Origin of the sequence: Paenibacillus pedocola (genome assembly GCF_031599675.1) — a bacterium.
Lineage (GTDB): Bacteria > Bacillota > Bacilli > Paenibacillales > Paenibacillaceae > Paenibacillus_AQ > Paenibacillus_AQ pedocola.
In genome coordinates this window covers 4754676-4773841 of record NZ_CP134223.1, presented here as the reverse complement: position 1 = coordinate 4773841, position 19166 = coordinate 4754676, and the positions used below count along the sequence as shown (strand labels likewise).

16 protein-coding genes are annotated in these 19166 nt (G+C 51.4%); all 16 read left to right on the top strand.

From position 1 onward, the window contains the following. The first annotated feature begins 19 nt into the window (after positions 1-19). The 16 genes from QU597_RS21230 (at position 20) to QU597_RS21155 (ending at position 18959) form a co-directional block, all read left to right on the top strand. Positions 20-1945: a stage V sporulation protein D gene (locus tag QU597_RS21230; RefSeq protein WP_310829721.1), complete on the top strand. Its 1926-nt coding sequence runs from the start codon at positions 20-22 to the stop codon at positions 1943-1945. A 50-nt stretch (positions 1946-1995) separates the two neighbouring features. Then, positions 1996-3483 carry a UDP-N-acetylmuramoyl-L-alanyl-D-glutamate--2,6-diaminopimelate ligase gene (locus QU597_RS21225; RefSeq protein ID WP_310829720.1) on the top strand — a complete coding sequence of 496 codons (1488 nt, stop codon included), beginning with the start codon at positions 1996-1998 and terminating at the stop codon, positions 3481-3483. Beyond that, entirely contained in the window at positions 3480-4889 is a 1410-nt protein-coding gene (locus QU597_RS21220) for a UDP-N-acetylmuramoyl-tripeptide--D-alanyl-D-alanine ligase (RefSeq protein WP_310829719.1), read from the top strand. The genes QU597_RS21225 and QU597_RS21220 overlap by 4 nt, the downstream gene beginning before the upstream one ends. Positions 4890-4910: 21 nt before the next feature. Then, positions 4911-5876: a phospho-N-acetylmuramoyl-pentapeptide-transferase gene (gene mraY, locus QU597_RS21215; RefSeq protein WP_206101475.1), complete on the top strand. Its 966-nt coding sequence runs from the start codon at positions 4911-4913 to the stop codon at positions 5874-5876. A 3-nt stretch (positions 5877-5879) separates the two neighbouring features. Continuing rightward, positions 5880-7298, top strand: coding sequence for a UDP-N-acetylmuramoyl-L-alanine--D-glutamate ligase (gene murD / locus QU597_RS21210; protein ID WP_310829718.1), 1419 nt, complete (start codon positions 5880-5882; stop codon positions 7296-7298). 49 nt (positions 7299-7347) lie between these two features. Continuing rightward, complete coding sequence (spoVE, locus tag QU597_RS21205) at positions 7348-8445, top strand: stage V sporulation protein E (RefSeq protein ID WP_310829717.1); 1098 nt, start codon at positions 7348-7350, stop codon at positions 8443-8445. A 5-nt stretch (positions 8446-8450) separates the two neighbouring features. After that, complete coding sequence (gene murG / locus QU597_RS21200; protein WP_310829716.1) at positions 8451-9566, top strand: undecaprenyldiphospho-muramoylpentapeptide beta-N-acetylglucosaminyltransferase; 1116 nt, start codon at positions 8451-8453, stop codon at positions 9564-9566. 238 nt (positions 9567-9804) lie between these two features. After that, positions 9805-11088, top strand: coding sequence for a UDP-N-acetylglucosamine 1-carboxyvinyltransferase (murA, locus tag QU597_RS21195; protein ID WP_310829715.1), 1284 nt, complete (start codon positions 9805-9807; stop codon positions 11086-11088). 65 nt (positions 11089-11153) lie between these two features. Then, positions 11154-11909, top strand: a complete 756-nt coding sequence (locus QU597_RS21190) for a cell division protein FtsQ/DivIB (RefSeq protein ID WP_310829714.1) — start codon at positions 11154-11156, stop codon at positions 11907-11909. 345 nt (positions 11910-12254) lie between these two features. Beyond that, a complete protein-coding gene (ftsA, locus tag QU597_RS21185) occupies positions 12255-13520 on the top strand; it encodes a cell division protein FtsA (protein ID WP_310829713.1) in 1266 nt (421 codons plus the stop codon). A 64-nt stretch (positions 13521-13584) separates the two neighbouring features. Beyond that, positions 13585-14694, top strand: a complete 1110-nt coding sequence (gene ftsZ, locus QU597_RS21180; protein ID WP_054941744.1) for a cell division protein FtsZ — start codon at positions 13585-13587, stop codon at positions 14692-14694. A gap of 126 nt (positions 14695-14820) precedes the next feature. Beyond that, complete coding sequence (locus QU597_RS21175) at positions 14821-15669, top strand: Rpn family recombination-promoting nuclease/putative transposase (RefSeq protein ID WP_310829712.1); 849 nt, start codon at positions 14821-14823, stop codon at positions 15667-15669. Positions 15670-15855: 186 nt separating this feature from the next. Continuing rightward, on the top strand, positions 15856-16803 hold the full coding sequence (gene spoIIGA / locus QU597_RS21170) for a sigma-E processing peptidase SpoIIGA (RefSeq protein ID WP_310833376.1): 948 nt from the start codon (positions 15856-15858) through the stop codon (positions 16801-16803). A gap of 65 nt (positions 16804-16868) precedes the next feature. Beyond that, positions 16869-17591, top strand: coding sequence for an RNA polymerase sporulation sigma factor SigE (gene sigE / locus QU597_RS21165; protein WP_054942164.1), 723 nt, complete (start codon positions 16869-16871; stop codon positions 17589-17591). Positions 17592-17669: 78 nt separating this feature from the next. After that, positions 17670-18452 (top strand): RNA polymerase sporulation sigma factor SigG, encoded by a 783-nt coding sequence (gene sigG, locus QU597_RS21160; protein WP_039875939.1) that lies wholly within the window; start codon positions 17670-17672, stop codon positions 18450-18452. Between the two features lie 195 nt (positions 18453-18647). Next, positions 18648-18959: a YlmC/YmxH family sporulation protein gene (locus QU597_RS21155; RefSeq protein ID WP_054942163.1), complete on the top strand. Its 312-nt coding sequence runs from the start codon at positions 18648-18650 to the stop codon at positions 18957-18959. The last annotated feature ends 207 nt before the right edge of the window (positions 18960-19166 follow it).

Below are 19166 nucleotides of genomic sequence, written 5' to 3'. Positions count from 1 at the left end.
CGAAAGCGGGGAGAACGGAATGAAGGTTTCGAAAGTCGTAACTCGGCGGAGAATGCTGTGGACACTGCTGGGACTGGCTGTATTGTTCGGTTCGCTGGCCGTACGTCTTGCCTATGTGCAGCTCTATCAAGGTGAGAAGCTGAGCGCTAAGGCAGAGGAGTCGTGGCGTCGTAATATTCCGTATACCGCAAAGCGCGGTGAAATATTAGACCGCGAAGGAGTCGCACTGGCCTACAATGTCAGCTCGCCTACGGTTTATGCTGTTCCCGTACAGGTGAAGGATAAGCAAAAGACGGCACAGCAGCTGGCTCCGCTTCTTGGCATGACCGAAGAGAAGCTGGTCGCTTTAATGTCCAAACGTGAGATGTCGGTGAAGCTACAGCCCGGCGGCCGCAAAATTACGATGGAGCTTGCCGCTAGCATCCGTGATTTGCAGCTGCCGGGCATCGTTGTGGCTGAGGATAACAAGCGTTACTATCCTTTCGGAGATTTGGCAGCACATATTCTCGGGTTCACCGGGATTGATAATCAGGGAATTACCGGAGTAGAAAGCATATACGATAAGCTTCTTAAAGGAATAGAAGGCAATGTGTCTTATTTGTCCGATGCGGGCGGACGGCTAATGCCAGGCTCCTCAGAGAAATATTCCGAACCTCAGGAAGGCTTGAGCTTGCAGCTGACGATTGATAAGCAAATTCAATCGATCATGGAACGCGAGCTGGATCAGGCAATGGTCAAGTATCAGGCACAGGGCGCCTGGTCAATCGCGATGAATCCGAAGAACGGTGAAATTCTGGCCATGGCCAGCAGGCCGGGTTATGAACCTGGCGCTTACAAGGAATATAATGCAGAGGTCTATAACCGCAATCTGCCGATATGGATGACTTATGAGCCGGGGTCAACTTTCAAGATTATTACCTTGGCTGCTGCGCTGGAAGAGAATAAAGTTGATTTGCAGAATGAGCATTTCTTTGATCCGGGATATATTGAGGTCGGAGGTGCGAAGCTGCGCTGCTGGAAAAAGGGCGGCCATGGCAGCCAGACCTTCCTTGAAGTGGTCGAAAATTCATGCAACCCCGGGTTTGTGGCACTGGGGCAGCGGCTTGGTAAAGATACCTTGTTTAAATATATTCGTGATTTCGGCTTCGGAACGAAGACAGGCATTGATTTGAACGGAGAAGCGAGCGGAATTCTGTTCAAGCCTTCCCAGGTCGGGCCGGTGGAACTGGCAACTACTGCTTTTGGCCAAGGGGTCTCGGTTACACCTATTCAGCAGATCGCAGCAGTGTCGGCAGCCATTAACGGAGGCAAGCTGTTTACCCCCCATGTCGCAAAGGCCTGGATAAATCCGGAAACGGGTGAGACGGTTTCGGAGGTTAAGCCTACGGAAGTGCGGCAAGTGATATCGGAGGAAACGTCGAAGAAAGTGCGGGCTGCCCTCGAGAGCGTGGTTGCCAAAGGCACCGGGCGGCCGGCATTTATTGACGGCTACCGGGTGGGAGGTAAGACGGGGACGGCACAAAAAGTGATCAACGGACGTTATTCTCCGACGGAGCATATTGTTTCTTTTGTCGGCTTTGCGCCTGCGGATGATCCGCAGATCGTGGTGTACACCGCGGTTGACAATCCCAAGGGAATACAGTTCGGGGGCGTTGTAGCCGCGCCGATCGTACAGAATATCCTGGAGGATTCCCTGCATTATTTAAAGGTGCCGGAGCGGAAAGACCAGCTTCCCAAAACCTATAAGTATGGAGAAACTCCGATTGTTACGGTTCCCGATCTTACAGGGGCGACAGTACAAGATATTTATGAGGATCTGAATATGAACTTTACGCTTGCCCGTTCCGGGACTGGCAATACTGTAATTAATCAGGCTCCCAAGCCGGGGGCAAGAGTTGAACAGGGATCAACCATCAGGATTTATATGGGTACTTCCAGTGAATGATAGTGGTAAGTATATCTTCTTATCCGAAATTGCAGAGTGAGGGATTAGTTATGAAAATTAAAGAATTATCTTCTTGTCTCGCGGCTTCGCGTTTGTACGGGGATGGGGAAACTGAGATTTCAGATATTCAGGCGGATTCCCGCAAAGTTAAACCGGGTGACCTGTTTATCTGTCTCCCGGGTTTTACGGTGGATGGTCACGAGTTCGCACCGCAGGCAGCGGCAAAAGGCGCTTCTGCTCTTGTCTGCGAACGGAAGCTGGATATTGATCTGCCGCAGCTAATCGTAGATGACTGCCGGTTTGCGATGTCCGTATTGTCCAATGCCTTTTTCGGCTCGCCGAGCAGCCGGATGAAGATGATTGGTGTGACCGGAACGAACGGTAAAACAACGACCACCTATCTGATCGAACGGATTATGGCGGATCATGGAGTAAAGACAGGGCTGATCGGTACGATCCAGCTGCGTTATGACGGCCAGACCTACACGGCGTCAGGTACTACACAAGAGTCGCTGGAGCTGCAGCGCACGCTGAATGATATGGCTCTGAAGGGTGTGGAGTGCTGCGTGATGGAAGTATCTTCCCATGCGCTCCATCAGGGACGGGTGAAAGGTACAGATTACCGCACAGCTATTTTCACGAATTTAACCCAGGACCACCTGGATTACCATCATACGATGGAGGAGTACCGAGCAGCAAAAGGGCTGTTCTTCTCACGTCTTGGAAATGTGATTTCGCCATGGAAAGAAGAACGCAAATATGCCGTGCTGAATGCCGATGATGAGGCGACTGCTTATTTTGCCGCCCAAACCGCAGCGGAAGTGATTACATACGGTATTGACAGCAAAGCGAATGTTAGAGCTTCGCAGATATCGATCACGTCAAAGGGAACTTTTTTCCATGTGGATACGTTTAAGGGAGAGGCTGACATTTCGCTGCGTATGGTCGGTAAGTTTAATGTCTACAATGCACTTGCTGCAATTACAGCCGCACTGCTTGAAGATGTTCCGCTGGAAGAGATCAAGACCAGTCTGGAATCTGTAGCCGGTGTGGATGGACGTGTGGAGTCAGTCGATGCAGGCCAGGATTATGCAGTCATTGTTGACTATGCCCATACACCGGATGGCCTGGAGAATGTACTGAGAGCGGTCAGCGAATTTGCCGGCGGCAAGGTGCTGACTGTGTTCGGATGCGGCGGAGACAGAGATAAGACCAAACGGCCGCTCATGGGCAAGATTGCCGCGAAGTACAGCGATCATGTCTTTGTTACTTCCGATAATCCCCGGACGGAGGATCCGCTCTTGATTCTGCAGGATATCGAGGCCGGGCTGACAGAAGACGGCGTGGCACAGGACAGCTATGAGATGATACCGGACCGCCGGGAGGCGATCACAAAAGCTATTGAAATGGCAAGCCCCGGAGATGTAGTATTGATTGCGGGGAAAGGTCATGAGACCTATCAGCTGATTGGCGGAGTGGTTCATGATTTCGATGACCGTCTTGTTGCCAAAGATGTTATAAGGGGCCGAAGCTATTGATTACAAGAACGCTGCAAAGAATCGCTGCCATGTGCGGAGGAGAACTGGTTTCCGCTGTAGATACGGATATGGAGATTGCTGGGGTCGTTACCGACTCACGTAAAATTACGACAGGCTGCCTGTTTGTGCCGCTGGCCGGAGACAACTTTGACGGGCATCATTACAGTGCGGCGGCTTTGGCTGCCGGAGCTGCTGCCACGTTGTGGCAGCATGACAAGGGACCTTCACCGGATGGCGGTGCTGTCATTCTGGTTGAGGATACGCTGGCTGCGCTGCAGAAGCTGGCTGCTGCATATTTAAATGAAGCAGCCCCGCAGGTTGTGGCGATCACGGGCAGCAACGGCAAAACGACAACGAAGGATATGATTACTGCTCTTTTGGAGGGCCAGTATAAGGTTCACAAAACCCAGGGGAATTTCAATAATCATATCGGCTTGCCGCTTACTGTACTCTCGATGAGCGAGAACACTGAAATTGCTATTCTGGAGATGGGCATGAGCTCCCGGGGGGAAATTGCCCTGCTCGCTTCGCTTGCTGCTCCTGATGTAGCGGTTATCACCAACATAGGCGAATCGCATCTGCTGCAGCTTGGCTCGCGTAAGGAAATTGCCCGGGCTAAGCTGGAAATCGCTGAAGGGCTAAAGCCGGGAGGACTGCTTATCTACAACGGCGATGAACCTTTACTCGCGGAAGTGATGGCAGAGCCATCTTTCTACGCCCCTGCACGTATGCAGACGCTACGTTTCGGTTTGAGTGCAGATAACGATAATTATCCTACCGGGATGATGACGCATCCCGGAGGTATGACGTTTACAACCCGCTATCTCGCTGAGGAGCGTGCCTTTACATTGCCGCTTCCCGGACGCCATAATGTCATCAACGCGTTGGCCGCACTGGCAGTTGCCCGCCATTATGGGGTAACCGAGGCAAACATTGAAGAGGGGCTGAAACGGCTCAAGCTGACCGGCATGCGGATTGAAGTGATGATGACCGCATCCGGCCTGACACTGTTGAATGATGCCTATAATGCGAGTCCAACCTCGATGAAAGCGGCGATTGATGTGCTGCAGTCTATGAAAACCGGCGGCAGCAGGATCGCTGTGCTGGGGGACATGCTGGAACTGGGTCCGGAGGAAGTGGATTTCCACCGGGAAATCGGTGAATATCTTGATCCGGCATTAACCGATCTGGTGTTTGCCTATGGTCCGCTTGCTGCCCGGCTAGCTGAGGCCGCTACGGAGAAATTCGGCCCTGAACGGGTGTTTGCCTTTACAGACAAGGCAGAGCTGTCTTCGGTCCTGAACAGTAAATGCAGTGCCAAGGATATTGTGCTGTTCAAAGCCTCCAGGGGCATGCGCCTGGAAGAGGTGCTGCACAGCCTGAATGAACATTTTAATCAGACCTAAATTAATGGAGGGGGTGTACCCATGGATTATCAACTTCTGCTGCTGACAATTGCTGTATCCTTTATCCTTGCGGTCATTGCCGCTCCGCTCATCATTCCGCTGCTGCGCAGGATGAAATTCGGACAGCAAGTACGTGACGACGGACCGCAATCCCACTTGAAAAAAGCGGGCACGCCTACAATGGGCGGAATTATCATCATGGTGGCGTTCACGTTATCTTTTTTGAAATTTTCCGTGGTGAATTCGGACTTTTATGTCCTTCTGGTGGCTACGCTCGGCTACGGGCTGATCGGGTTTCTGGATGACTATATTAAGATTGCCTTTAAACGTTCACTCGGACTTACCGCACGCCAGAAGCTGGCGGGTCAGCTTCTGGTGGGCATCGTGTTATGTATCCTGCTGAATAATGCCGGCCACAATACTGGAATTAGCATTCCGGGTACAGACATCAGCTTTGACTGGGGCGGGTGGTTCTACTATCCGTTCATTGTGATCATGATGATGGCAGTCACGAACGCCGTGAATTTTACAGATGGCGTAGACGGATTGTTGTCCGGTGTGAGTGCCATTGCACTTGCCGCCTTTGCCGTAGTGGCCATGCAGGCTACATCGATTGCAGCAGGGGTGTGCGCAGCGGCTATGATTGGTGCAGTACTCGGCTTTCTTGTGTTCAATGCACATCCGGCCAAAGTATTTATGGGAGACTTTGGTTCCTTCGGTATCGGCGGTGCGATTGGGGCAATTGCCATTGTGACCAAAAGTGAACTGCTCTTTGTGGTAATCGGCGGCGTGTTTGTCATTGAGATGCTGTCTGTTGTTCTGCAGGTGGCCTCCTTTAAGACGCGCGGCAAGCGCATTTTCAGAATGAGCCCGATTCATCATCACTTTGAGCTGGGTGGCTGGTCGGAATGGAGAGTCGTCACCACCTTTTGGGCGGTAAGTCTGGTGCTGGCGGCAGTGGGACTAATCTTGAGCAAGGGGTTGTAAGGAATGAAGCATCCAGATGAATACCGGGGTAAGCAAGTGGTCGTCCTGGGGCTCGCGAAAAGCGGCGTCCAGGTGGCCAAGGTGCTGCATGAACGCGGCGCGGTTGTAACGGTCAATGATAAAAAGGAAAGAGATCAAAGTCCCGAAGCTTCCGAACTGGAATCTTTGGGAATTTCTGTTATATGCGGCGGACATCCGGACGGGCTGATTCATGAAGGCGTGAGCCTTGTAGTTAAAAATCCGGGTATCGCTTATTCGGTGCCTCCTGTACAAAAAGCGCTGGAGCTTGGCATTGAAGTTGTAACCGAGGTAGAGGTGGCTTACCGTATTTGTGCGGCACCGATGATCGGCATCACTGGTTCTAACGGTAAGACGACCACAACCACTTGGGTCGGGCGTATGCTCGATGCTGCCGGAATGAGACCGATTGTCGCCGGCAATATCGGTACGCCGCTCTGTCAGGCCGCGCAGGAAGCAGATGAGGACAATTGGATGGTGGTGGAGCTAAGCAGCTTTCAGCTCAAAGGAACCGAGACGTTCCGTCCTAAGGTAGGGGCACTGCTGAATGTGGCGGAGACCCATTTGGACTATCATGGCGGCATGGAGGATTATGTGGCCTCCAAAGCCAAGCTGTTTGCCAACCAGGGGCCAAGTGATACAGCGGTGTTAAACTGGGATGACCCGGTCTGCCGTGAGCTCGTTCCTTATATCAAAGCAGGTATCCTTCCCTTCTCCATGACCGAGGAACTGGTCCAGGGTATCTTTGTCCGGCCATCTTATGTACCAGATACCGAGGATGAGCTGGAGCGGGTTATCATCTACCGCGACTATTCCGAAAGCGAGACAGAGATTGCCAAAGTAGATACTATCGGCTTGCCGGGCCGCTTCAACGTGGAGAATGCACTGGCTGCCTGCGGTATTGCCATTGCCGCAGGAGCTGATCCTGCTGTGTTAGGCGAGGTATTAGCCTCCTTCCGCGGAGTCGAGCACAGGCTGGAATATGTGGCGGATAAGGCCGGGGCAGCTTATTTCAATAACTCCAAAGCTACCAATTCTAAGGCGACTACGATGGCCCTGGGCTCCTTTAAACAGCCGGTAGTACTGATTGCAGGAGGCCTTGACCGCGGTTCCGATTATATGGAGCTGCTGCCTGTCCTCGGCGGGGTGAAAGGTGTAGTTCTGCTGGGAGAGACAAAGGACAAGCTGGCAAAGGTCGCCAGCCTGGCAGGAGTAAAGCATGTCATCTCCGTCGATAATGGGGAGAGTGCCGCTGCCGTGCTGCAAGAGGCTGTGCGGGAGGCTTCCGCCATAGCGGAAGCGGGAGATGTTGTTCTCCTGTCTCCTGCCTGTGCCAGCTGGGATATGTTTACCTCCTATGAGGAGCGCGGGCGTATTTTTAAAGAGGCGGTGCATAACCTTTAAGTAGGGGGGTGGATAAGCCCCTACTACGGATGCAAGAGGTGTGCTCCTGATGAACAAATCGCGTCATGCGCCTGACATCTGGCTGCTGATTCCCATCCTTGCTTTGCTGGTTATCGGCATGGTAATGGTATACAGCGCCGGATCGGTTCTGGGCTTCCGCAATTATGGCGATTCGTTTTATTTTGTCAAAAGACAGCTGTTATTCGCCGGACTAGGCTTAGGCGCGATGTTCTTTACCGCTAACACGGATTACATCGTGCTGAAGAAATTCGCCAGACCTGCGCTGATTCTCTGCTTTATTCTGCTCGTTCTGGTACTGGTGCCGGGTATCGGAGTGGTCCGGGGCGGGGCGCGCAGCTGGCTGGGAATCAGCAGCTTCGGTATTCAGCCCTCCGAATTCATGAAGATGGGGATGATCCTGTTCCTGGCCAACTGGCTGGGTAAGGAGGAATATGATATTTCCACCTTCACGCGTGGCCTGCTGCCTCCGCTTGCGCTGATCGGTTCTGCGTTTGCGCTGATCATGCTCCAGCCGGATCTCGGTACAGGTACTGTAATGTTCGGTGCGGCTCTGATGATGGTCTTTACGGCGGGAGCCCGGATGAAGCATCTGCTCTCGCTCGGCGCGCTTGGGGCCGCGGGATTTGCCGGCCTGGTCGCCGCCGCCCCTTACCGGCTGCAGCGGATCACGGCCTTCCTGGACCCCTGGTCCGATCCGCTCGGCGCCGGTTATCAGATTATCCAGTCCCTCTATGCGATTGGTCCCGGCGGTCTTGGCGGTCTTGGTCTGGGCATGAGCCGGCAGAAGTACAGCTATGTACCGGAGCCGCAGACTGATTTTATTTTTTCCATCCTGGCTGAGGAGTTGGGGTTCATCGGGGGGCTCGCAGTGCTGAGCCTGTTCCTGATTCTGATCTGGCGGGGGATGAAGGTTGCCATGAGCCTGCCTGACCGGTTTGGGAGCTATCTGGCCGTCGGAATTGTCAGCATGGTGGCCGTTCAGGTCATCATCAACATCGGCGTAGTGATCGGCCTGATGCCCGTTACGGGCATTACGCTTCCGCTGATCAGCTACGGCGGTTCATCACTTACCCTGATGCTCACAGCTCTCGGCATTTTACTGAATTTATCCCGTTATGCGAGGTGAAAGACATGCGTATCGTATTAAGCGGCGGTGGTACGGGGGGACATATTTATCCCGCCGTTGCCGTCGCCAGGCAGCTGGAAGCAGAAGAAAGCGGATCAGCCTTTCTCTATATCGGCGGTAAACGCGGTCTAGAGAGCAGGCTTGTTCCGCAGGAGAACCTTCCTTTTAAAGCCATCGACATTACCGGCTTCCGCCGGAAGCTCTCCATGGACAATGTGAAGACGGTGATGCGTTTTCTAAGGGGGGTCAAAGCCTCCAAAGAAATGCTTAGAGAGTTCAAACCGGATGTAGTCATCGGTACCGGCGGGTATGTATGCGGACCGGTAGTGTACGCAGCTTCCCGTCTGGGAATTCCGACACTTATTCATGAGCAGAATGCCATTCCCGGTCTTACCAACAAGTTTCTGAGCCGCTATGCCGATACAGTGGCAGTAAGCTTTGAAGGCACTGAATCAGCCTTTCCGAGCGGCAAAAACGTTATTTACACCGGTAACCCCCGGGCTACAACAGTGACAGCCGCCAGTCCGAAGCGCGGCTATGCCTCACTTGGCATCCCGGACGGGAGCACAGTGGTGCTTGTGGTCGGAGGCAGCGGCGGAGCCAAGGCCATTAACCGGGCGATGATTGAAATGACCCCGTTTGTGGGTAAGGGTAATGGTGTTCATTATGTGTATGTAACCGGCGAGTCTTATTTTGAGGAAACCCGCAAGGCCCTGCGCCAAAAGCTTGGAGGAGAACCAAGCTGGCTGCATATTCTCCCATATGTGCACAATATGCCGGAGGTTCTGGCCTGCACCTCACTGATTGTGAACCGGGCGGGCGCCTCTTTTCTGGCTGAGATCACGGCACTGGGCATTCCCTCCGTCCTTATTCCGTCCCCGAATGTGACGAACAATCATCAGGAAGCGAATGCAAGGCAGCTGGAACGGGAAGGTGCGGCTGTCGTGCTGCTGGAGAAGGATTTAACGGGGCAGGCGCTGCATGAGGCCGTCCAGCAGATTATCGGGTCGCAGTCTCTGCGGAGCAGCATGGCAGAATCGTCCAGGCGTCTGGGCAAAAGAGATTCTGCCGCGCTGGTCGTCAGCGAATTGCGGCGGCTTGTAGCCAAGCGCAAAAAATAGGCCGCTGTTCTTGTCCTTACAGGGCCGTCAAGCCGGATTAGGCGCATACGGTTCTTGTTGACCTCCTTCTGTCACACACCCGGGGTTATGAACATAGGATAATCCTATAATCGTGACAATCACCCAGGGCACTACCGGTTTGTGAAATGAGAAAGCGGGAAAGGCTGTCCCGCACATTTCATGGTCCTTATATGGGAAGTGCCAGTGGTGGGTGAGCGGTAATCTCGGAGGTGATACATTGGACAAATTGGTGATTGAGGGTGGAAATCCCCTGTCAGGCACCATACGTATCCATGGAGCAAAAAATGCGGCGCTGCCGATCCTGGCGGCAAGCCTGCTGGCCGAAGGAGTTCACTCACTGCACAATGTGCCGAAGCTGCTGGACATCGAGACGATGCTGAATATCCTGGAACGGCTGGGCTGCGTGACTGCGCATGAGGCGGAGACTGTGACGATGGATACGTCTTCCTTAAGCACTTCCCATGTTCCAGAGGATCTAATGCGGCAAATGCGATCTTCTATTTTTTTGATGGGGCCATTATTATCCAGATTTGGAGAAGTGACGATTTATCAGCCGGGAGGCTGTGCGATTGGGGAACGCAAGATAGACCTTCATCTCCAGGGCCTTAAGCTGCTTGGAGCGGAGATTGAGGAGAGTAATGGACGAATTACCTGCCGGGCTGCAAAGCTGACTGGAAGTGACATCCATCTTGACTATCCCAGTGTTGGGGCGACAGAAAACATTATGATGGCCGCTGCTAAGGCAGTGGGAACGACCACAATATCGGGGGCGGCCAGAGAGCCGGAAATTCAGGATCTGCAGAATTTCCTGAATGCGATGGGCGCTCAGATTATCGGTGCTGGTACCGATACCATTACGGTCCAAGGCGTGAATAAGCTGTACCCCTGCACGTATGAGGTTATTCCGGACCGGATTGTAGCCGGAACGGTAATGATTGCCGCAGCAGCCACACGCGGCAGTGTTACGCTGACCCATACGAATGCAGGGCATTTAACTTCGCTCATCCATGTGCTGAGGCGGGCAGGTGTTCAAATTACAGTTTGCAATGATATAATTAATATCAGTTGCATAGGACGTCCACGTGCGGTAGAGAGAATAGTAACTTCACCGTATCCCTCCTTTCCAACGGATCTGCAGTCTCAGGTGATGGTGCTGCTGTCTTTGGCCGACGGTTTCAGTGTCATTAAAGAGACGGTATTCGAGGGACGCTTTAAGCATGTGGAGGAGATGGCCCGGATGGGTGCGGATATCTCCATTGATTTAAACCGGGCGTTTATCCGCGGTGTGCAGCGATTGTATGGAGCAACAGTGGAAGCAACCGATCTGCGGGCAGGAGCCGCTCTGGTAATTGCCGGACTCGCAGCCCAGGGAACTACTGTAGTCGAGCAGGCGCACCATATTGACCGGGGCTATGACGGTATCGAGAAGCTGTTTCAGAAGCTGGGTGCACGCATCAGCCGCAAAGCACCTGTACCGGGTCCTGTTGATTTGGCCAATTAAAGCTCCCTGTCTCCTTCGGCTTACTGTAAGGGAAGGAGACAGGGCCTTACTACGGAGATATGAGAATGCCTAAAACCCGTTTACCTCTTCTAAAAGAGGACAAGCCTTTAAAAAAAATGAGCCGTAAAATCACCGTTATACTGCTGCTGCTGTTCCTCGCACTGCTGGCGGTTATCTTTTTCCGCTCGTCAGTCAGCCGTATTACGGAGATTAATATTCAAGGAAATAAATATTCTACCCGGGAGGAGCTCCTTGCCCAGAGCGGACTTGTGGTCGGCGGCCAGTTTTTCGCAGCTTCGGCTCAGTCTGTAGAAGAAGCGCTGAAAGAGCTTAAGACCGTCCGGGAAGCCACCGTGGAGAAGGATTTCCCCGGAGTCGTCAACATCACCGTCGCAGAGTTCCCGGCAGTAGCTTACGAGTTAGATCAGCAAGGCACTCTGGAAGCTATTCTGTCCAGCGGAGCTGCGGTCAAGGTGAATGAGACTGGGATTGCGGTGGAGAAGCCTATTTTGACTAACTGGCAGGCAGATGACCCGTTCAAGGCCAAGCTTTGCCAAGCATTAGCCGACATTCCGAATGAACTGACCAGTGACATTTCCGAGATTGTACCCTCACCAACCTTATCCTTCCCGGACCGGATTAAACTGTACACACGTTCGCATTTTGAAGTTATTACGGCGATCTCCCTGCTGAAAGATAAAGTGGAATATCTGAATCAGGTGATAGAGACAGAACAGCCCGGGCTGATCAAGATGCTTGAAGCTGATACTTATGTTCCTTTCATTGCCGAAAATGAGGACAAAGAGGTCATACAAGAGTAAATAGTCCCTACTAATAATGCGGAAAAAATGCTACAATCTGTTTTACGGGCAATAAGCTGTATCCCTCTTTTTTCTGCGGTTTTTTTGAAAGCAAGGCCGAAATATGGATGTTTTTCCTTTATTAACCTTATTTTACTTGTGATATTGCTTCGTATCCTGTTTTTTGGCAGATACCTCTATACTCACAGGGTTTAAACCATATTATCCCATTCAAAAAAATTGTAGAAAAAAGAGGGAAAGGAATAGGGATGTTGAATATGTACAAAGAAGCTTTCCGGAACCGGAAATCGTTTGTTTCGTCAGCATCATATTTTATTTTGATTATAACAGGAGGTGCCATAGGGCTTGAGCAACAATGACATCATTGTTAGTTTGGACATCGGTACATCCAAAGTTCGGGCAATTATTGGGGAAGTAACTAATGGAACCTTTAATATTATTGGCGTTGGATCTGCTGATTCGGAAGGAATACGCAAAGGTGCGATTGTAGATATCGATCAGACTGTGCAATCGATCAAGAGTGCCGTAGAACATGCGGAGCAAATGGTCGGTATTCAAATATCCGAGGTCTATGTCGGAATATCCGGCAATCATATCGGCCTGCAATCCAGCCATGGCGTCGTGGCCGTTCAGAATGAGGACCGTGAAATCGGCGAAGATGATATCGATCGCGTAATCAAAGCAGCAGAGGTCATTGCTCTGCCGCCTGAGCGTGAAGTTATCGATGTTGTCGCCAAGCAATATATCGTCGACGGCCTTGAAGGAATCCAGGATCCCCGCGGAATGATCGGTGTTCGTCTGGAAGTAGAGGCGACGATTATTACGGGGGCTAAGACGCCAATACATAATCTGCTTCGCTGTGTAGAGAAATCAGGGCTGAAAGTTAAGGATCTTGTGCTGATGTCTCTGGGAGCCGGCGGATTGGCGCTTTCCAAAGATGAGAAATCTATGGGAGCCGTACTGGTTGACATCGGTGCCGGCTCTACGACGATAGCCGTATATGAAGAGGGTTCCCTTTGTGCTACCTCCACGATCCCGATCGGCGGAGAATTCGTAACCAATGATATCGCGTACGGACTCCGTACACTTACAGATCAAGCGGAAAAGGTAAAGCTGAAATACGGCTGCGCCTGGATAGACGATGCTGCCGCGGATGTTGTGTTTAAAGTGCTCCGCATCGGCAGTAATGTGGAAAAAGAATTCAATCAGGAAGATTTGGCAGCTATTATTGAACCGAGAGTCCAGGAAATCTTCCACTTGATTCGTCAGGAAGTGAAGCGGTTAGGTTACAATGAGCTTCCTGGAGGTTATATACTTACGGGTGGTACTGTATCCATGCCGGGTGTATTAAAAGCAGCCCAGACTGAGCTATCTGCTTCTGTGCGGATTGCTGTTCCTGATTATATCGGAGTCCGAGACCCCGGATTTACCGGCGGCGTAGGCATTCTGCATAACGTCGTCCGCCGCTTCCGCAGTCGGGGAACCAATGGCGGAAGCGCCAACAAGAAGACGGTCAACCGAAGCAAGCAGAGCGCCGCTCCTAACCAGGAGATTGATAAGAAGCCAGGCTTGGTGGAGCGTCTAAAAAATATGTTTAGCGAGTTCATATAAGTGTAAGTCCAGATATACTTGGACTGGCCATCCAAGCACTATTCGAGGGGGAGATGGAATCAATATGTTGGAATTTGATTTTGAAATGGAGAGCTTGGCGCAAATAAAGGTCATCGGCGTGGGCGGCGGCGGAAGCAATGCTGTTAACCGGATGATCGAAAATGGCGTTCAGGGTGTTGAATTCATCACGGTTAATACAGATGCCCAAGCGCTGCATATGGCCAAATCGGAGCATAAATTGCAAATCGGGGACAAGCTTACCCGGGGACTTGGCGCAGGAGCCAATCCTGAAGTAGGCAAGAAAGCGGCCGAGGAGTCCCGCGATCTGATTTCGAATACGCTTAAGGGTGCCGACATGGTCTTTGTTACCGCAGGAATGGGCGGAGGTACCGGTACTGGCGCAGCACCTGTGATTGCCGAAATTGCCAGAGAGTGCGGAGCACTCACTGTGGGGGTTGTTACCCGCCCGTTTACATTTGAAGGAAGAAAACGTTCGAACCAGGCTGAGCTGGGTATCGAGGCTTTGAAAGAAAAAGTGGATACCTTAATTGTCATTCCTAATGACCGCCTGCTTGAAATCGTCGATAAGAAAACACCGATGCTGGAGGCATTCCGCGAAGCGGATAATGTACTCCGCCAGGCTGTACAGGGTATTTCGGACCTTATCGCTGTTCCGGGACTTATCAACCTCGACTTTGCCGATGTAAAGACAATCATGACAGAACGCGGCTCTGCGCTTATGGGTATCGGTATTGCCACTGGTGAGAACCGTGCCTCTGAAGCAGCCCGCAAAGCCATCATGAGCCCGCTCCTCGAGACTTCTATTGAGGGTGCGCGCGGTGTTATTATGAATATTACAGGCGGTTCCAACCTCTCCCTGTATGAGGTGAATGAGGCAGCTGAGATCGTTACCTCAGCTTCGGACCCTGAAGTGAATATGATCTTCGGTGCCATCATCGAAGAGAGCATGAAGGATGAAATCAAAGTTACGGTTATTGCTACCGGCTTTGAGCATAAGCCTTCACCAGTTGCACCAGCACGCCGTCCTGCGGCAAGCAGCGAGCCTGCAGCGGACAAAAGTGCTAATCTGCGTCCGTTCGGGAATCAGACTGCCTCTGATCAGCTGGATATTCCGACCTTCCTGCGCAACCGCACACGCGGGAATAACGATTAATCATTAGCCACAATAGAATACCTTTACGGAAGCACCGTATCCACCTAGCCGAATGCTGGGACCGGATACGGTGTTTTTTTGCTTTTTCAGCTGATATAATACGGATAACGGGAGTGGATACGTAAGATGGAGCTGCTTGATCCCCGGGTGGATTTTGTGTTTAAAAGAATTTTTGCAAGCGAAAGCAATAAGGATGTTCTGCTGGCTTTTCTGAATCGAGTACTGCTCGATGCCGGCGACCCGCCGCTGCAGGAAGTAGTGCTGCTCAATCCGTATACGGACAAAGACGACCCGCTGGATAAGCTGTCGATCTTTGATATTTGGGCTAAGACGGTTGATGGCAGGCTAATCAATATCGAAATGCAGCTGTTTAACCGGTACGACATGGAGAAGCGGACCTTGTATTACTGGAGCAAGCGGTATTCAAGTCAGCTTCAGACCGGCGGTAAATATACAGAACTCAAGAAATGCATAACGATCAATATTTTAAATTATAGTGTTTTGCCTAATGAGCATACCCATAGTGTGTTCCATCTGCGGGAGGGCAGCAGCGGTGCAACGCTTACTGACGATATAGAAATTCATTTTCTGGAGCTGCCTAAGCTGAATACAACTGCCGTCCCTGGTGAAGAAGGGCTGGTCAACTGGCTGCTGTTTTTGAAGGGAAACGATAATTCGAATTGGGAGGTATTGCGGATGAACGAACCGGCATTAAGAAAAGCAATGGAAACGCTGGAATTTTTAAGTCAGGATTCCGAAGCCCGCCGTAAATATGAAGACCGCCAGAAATTTCTGCACGATGAGGCTTCACAAAGAGACGGCGCTCAAAGAGAAGGTTTTGCTAAGGGAATGAAAGAAGGAATGAAAGAAGCCAAACTGGAGATAGCCCGGAAATTGCTTCAAATGGGATTGGATCTCCCAGCTATACAGACGGCGACCGGACTGACGGAAGAAGAACTGAAGTCTATTAATTGAATACCGCTCATTTGAAGCCAGCCTTTTAAGGTTGGCTTTTTTGCGTGCGCCGTGCTATAACTCGACAAAAAAACCTCCAGAATGCCCCCCATGTTTAGACAGACTTTGAATGCGAGACTTTCTATACTAATCATATCGTCCAAAAAAGAGAGCCTGCTTCCGGCTCCGGATAGGCAGGTGAATGCACTGGTAGTTTATATTGACTTGATTTTTGCTGCCAATCTGCTGATCGACGGAGTTCTTTTATGGCTGACAGGCTGGCTGGTTAAAGTAAAAGTCCCCTGGTGGAGGCTGGCTCTCTCCGCGCTGGTTGGCGCATTGTATGTGGTTATGATGTTCGTACCGGAGCTCTCTTTTCTCTATACCTTCCTGATTAAGTTCGGATTGTCGTTACTGATGCTATGGATTGCTTTCGGGTTCAAGAGTCTGCAAAGCTATCTGCGCGCATTGGGAGCTTTTTATGTGATTAATTTTGCAGCAGCCGGCGGTATTGTTGGTGTTCACTATTTGCTGCAAAGCTCCGGCGACATCTGGAACGGTATTCTGTTTACCTCTTCGGGAGGTCAAGCTTACCGGCTAAAAATCGGTTTCTGGTTCGTGCTTGCTGCACTTCCGCTGATTCTGCTGCTCTTCAAGCTAGTCCATTCTTCGCGGATCCGCAGAGAACAACTGGATTCCTATATCGGTGAGGTGTCTGTGGAGATTGAGGGCGTAACCGTTGTCTGTCCGGGCCTGCTGGATACGGGAAACCGGCTGAATGATCCATTGACGCGGATTCCGGTGATGGTTATGGAGGCTTCACTATGGGAAACCCATCTGCCGGCCGCCTGGAAAGGCAAGCTGACGCAGATGAGTGCGGACAAACTTCTGCTGGAAACGGACGGGCAGTCTTTTGCTTGGCAGGACCGGATGCGGCTTGTACCCTACCGGGGAATTAACCGCGGGGCGGCGTTTATGCTCGCGCTGAAGCCTGATCTGGTGAAGATAAAGCTTGGTGAGGAGATCTTCTGCAGTAAAAGAGTGCTCATCGGGCTGGATGGCGGGACACTGTCGGGAGACGGGGCGTACCGGGCGGTCATACACCCTGACTTAGCCCAAAAAGAGCACACCGCTGACGCGGCAGTGCCTTGTTGATAATGATTGAAGAGGATGAGATAAGGAACATCCGGGGGAACCGTGTACTTCTTGGAGGAGGAACAATAATGGTCAAATGGAAGCTTGCGCTGCAGCTGCAGTACTACCGCATGCTGTTTCTGCTGGGTCTGAAAAGCCAGGAAATTTATTATATCGGCGGAAGTGAGGCTTTGCCTCCTCCCTTGACCCGGGAAGAAGAGGAATATTTGCTGCAGCGGCTGTCCACCGGTGATGCTGCAGTCCGGGCGATGCTAATTGAGCGTAACCTGCGCCTGGTTGTCTACATTGCCCGCAAATTTGAGAATACAGGCATCAATATCGAAGATCTTGTCTCCATTGGTGCCATTGGGCTTATTAAAGCAGTAAATACATTTGATCCGGAGAAGAAAATTAAGCTGGCGACATACGCCTCACGGTGCATCGAGAATGAGATTCTGATGTATCTGCGGCGCAACAGCAAGACACGCAGCGAGGTATCCTTTGATGAGCCGCTGAATATCGACTGGGACGGCAATGAGCTGCTGCTATCGGATGTGCTGGGTACGGAAAATGATACCATTTACCGCAATATTGAGGAACAGGTCGACCGAAAGCTGCTGCAAAAGGCGCTGGAAAAGCTCAGCGAGCGGGAGCGGCTGATAATGGAGCTGCGGTTCGGACTGCGCGGGGGCGAGGAGAAAACACAAAAAGACGTTGCTGATCTGCTGGGTATCTCTCAATCTTATATCTCGCGTCTGGAAAAGAGAATCATCAAACGGCTGCGCAAGGAGTTCAACAAGATGGTGTGAGCGGAAAAAACCAAGGAATAAAATGCCGGGCCGGGGAGATAATGTACAGTAATGTTTCTCCTTGGGAGGTAAATCATCATGACCCGAAACAAAGTCGAGATTTGCGGTGTGGATACTTCCAAGCTGCCCGTTCTGACAAACGTGGAAATGCGGGAGCTGTTCACTTCGCTGCAGCAGCAGGGCGAGCGATCCGCCAGAGAGAAATTAGTTAACGGTAACCTCAGACTCGTTCTTAGCGTTATTCAACGGTTCAACAATCGGGGAGAGTTCGTTGACGATCTGTTCCAGGTAGGCTGCATCGGTCTGATGAAAGCCATCGATAATTTTGATTTATCGCAAAATGTGAAGTTCTCCACCTATGCAGTACCGATGATCATCGGTGAAATCCGCAGGTACCTCAGGGATAATAATCCGATCCGGGTGTCGCGTTCGCTGCGGGATATCGCCTATAAAGCGCTTCAGGTCCGTGACAGCCTGACGAATCAGAATTCGCGGGAGCCGACAATTTTTGAAATTTCCCAGGCGCTGGGTGTACCAAAAGAGGATGTTGTTTTCGCACTGGATGCGATCCAGGACCCGGTCTCCTTGTTCGAGCCGATCTACCATGACGGCGGGGACCCGATTTACGTGATGGATCAGATCAGCGATGACAAAAACAAGGATGTCTCGTGGATTGAAGAAATTGCCCTGCGGGAAGCGATGCGCAAGCTGGGGCAGCGGGAAAAGCGGATTCTTTCCATGCGGTTCTTCGAAGGCAAGACCCAGATGGAAGTTGCGGATGAGATCGGTATTTCACAGGCCCAGGTTTCAAGGCTTGAGAAGTCGGCCATCCAGCAGATGCAGAAGCATGTGAAGTCTTAAAGCTGACGTTAAAAATGCAGGGGTATCCAGTTCAGGCTTGTATTAGCAGCCGGAGGATACCCCTTTGTAATGCAAAATAGCCCGACTGCAATTAACTTTGCATGTTGCCAAGCCTTTAGATCATATACTCAGCTATATGTCTGATTGTACAGGGGTGGCGAGGTGAACGAGGATTCTTTAGGCTCAGGCAAAAAAATGAAGATTTCCGATTTTCAGACAAAGGATGTCATTAATATCGTGGATGGAAAACGGCTGGGACAGATCAGCGATCTGGAGCTTGACCTGCGCCGTGGTGTGATTGATGCTATCATCGTTCCCGGGTTCACCCGCTTTATGGGGCTTTTCGGAGGCGGCGCCGATCTGATTATTCCCTGGCGGAATATTGTTAAGATTGGCGCGGATGTCGTGCTCGTTAAGATTGAGGAATCCAGACTGCCGCAAGGACAGGAAGAGCGGGAAACGATGTATCTGGAACGGGGGGACCGCAATGAACGGCGCACTTATTAACCGGGTGCGTCTTTTTTATTCGGGGTCCCCGCAAAGTATCTGAATCAGCTTCCATGTAAAGTCCCCACTTTGTGGGGTTATTTAACGGTTTGTGGTAAAGACCCTGAGTCAGCTTCAGAGTCCTAACCTCACATTGTGGGGTTCTCTTGAAATATAAGAAAGCTAAGCTTCGCTTTAAGCTTTATCCTTATATTTCGCGCAGAAACG

Excerpts from the sequence above, each read along its gene's own strand:
- QU597_RS21230 (WP_310829721.1), top strand. The coding sequence starts at position 20 with ATGAAGGTTTCGAAAGTCGTAACTCGGCGGAGAATGCTGTGGACACTG.
- QU597_RS21225 (WP_310829720.1), top strand. The coding sequence starts at position 1,996 with ATGAAAATTAAAGAATTATCTTCTTGTCTCGCGGCTTCGCGTTTGTAC.
- mraY (WP_206101475.1), top strand. The coding sequence starts at position 4,911 with ATGGATTATCAACTTCTGCTGCTGACAATTGCTGTATCCTTTATCCTT.
- murD (WP_310829718.1), top strand. The coding sequence starts at position 5,880 with ATGAAGCATCCAGATGAATACCGGGGTAAGCAAGTGGTCGTCCTGGGG.
- spoVE (WP_310829717.1), top strand. The coding sequence starts at position 7,348 with ATGAACAAATCGCGTCATGCGCCTGACATCTGGCTGCTGATTCCCATC.
- murG (WP_310829716.1), top strand. The coding sequence starts at position 8,451 with ATGCGTATCGTATTAAGCGGCGGTGGTACGGGGGGACATATTTATCCC.
- QU597_RS21190 (WP_310829714.1), top strand. The coding sequence starts at position 11,154 with ATGCCTAAAACCCGTTTACCTCTTCTAAAAGAGGACAAGCCTTTAAAA.
- ftsZ (WP_054941744.1), top strand. The coding sequence starts at position 13,585 with ATGTTGGAATTTGATTTTGAAATGGAGAGCTTGGCGCAAATAAAGGTC.
- QU597_RS21175 (WP_310829712.1), top strand. The coding sequence starts at position 14,821 with ATGGAGCTGCTTGATCCCCGGGTGGATTTTGTGTTTAAAAGAATTTTT.
- sigG (WP_039875939.1), top strand. The coding sequence starts at position 17,670 with ATGACCCGAAACAAAGTCGAGATTTGCGGTGTGGATACTTCCAAGCTG.
- QU597_RS21155 (WP_054942163.1), top strand. The coding sequence starts at position 18,648 with ATGAAGATTTCCGATTTTCAGACAAAGGATGTCATTAATATCGTGGAT.